This window comes from Pseudomonas sp. SIMBA_067 (assembly GCF_046534675.1).
Taxonomy (GTDB): Bacteria; Pseudomonadota; Gammaproteobacteria; order Pseudomonadales; family Pseudomonadaceae; genus Aquipseudomonas; species Aquipseudomonas putida.
In genome coordinates this window covers 1-382 of the sequence record NZ_JAWRYH010000092.1, presented here as the reverse complement: position 1 = coordinate 382, position 382 = coordinate 1, and the positions used below count along the sequence as shown (strand labels likewise).

Annotated in this window: 1 protein-coding gene; it reads right to left on the bottom strand. The window is 58.4% G+C overall.

Annotation, left to right across the window (positions count from 1 at the left end; all coding sequences use genetic code 11):
* Positions 1-116 precede the first annotated feature (116 nt).
* The coding region (locus SB765_RS28225; RefSeq protein WP_410932298.1) for a LuxR C-terminal-related transcriptional regulator at positions 117-382 on the bottom strand (266 nt) is incomplete at its 5' end.

Here is a 382-nt window from a genome sequence, read left to right as displayed (position 1 = left end):
GACAAAAAAGTGCCTGTTCTCATGACGCTGATGCGGGGCTGCGAGGCGGCTCGCGATTTCTGCGGCAGTTTATGGCCGGCAGGACGGCACTGCGCCGCATCGGGAAGGGGGAAAGGTCAGTGCAGCCCGTTCTGCAGCGCCCAGACGGCGGCTTCAAGTCGGGATTTAAGGTTCATCTTCTTCAGCAGATATTTAACGTGAACCTTAACCGTGCTTTCACTGATGGCCAGCTTGCGGGCAATCGCTTTATTGGTCATCCCGTCGCTGATCAGTTGCAGAATATCGCGCTCGCGCCGGGTCAGCTGATTGATGTCGCGCGTCTGAGCAGGCTGCGCTTCACGCAACCGTGCGACCAGAATCGGGGTTAAGGCCTCGCTCAGCA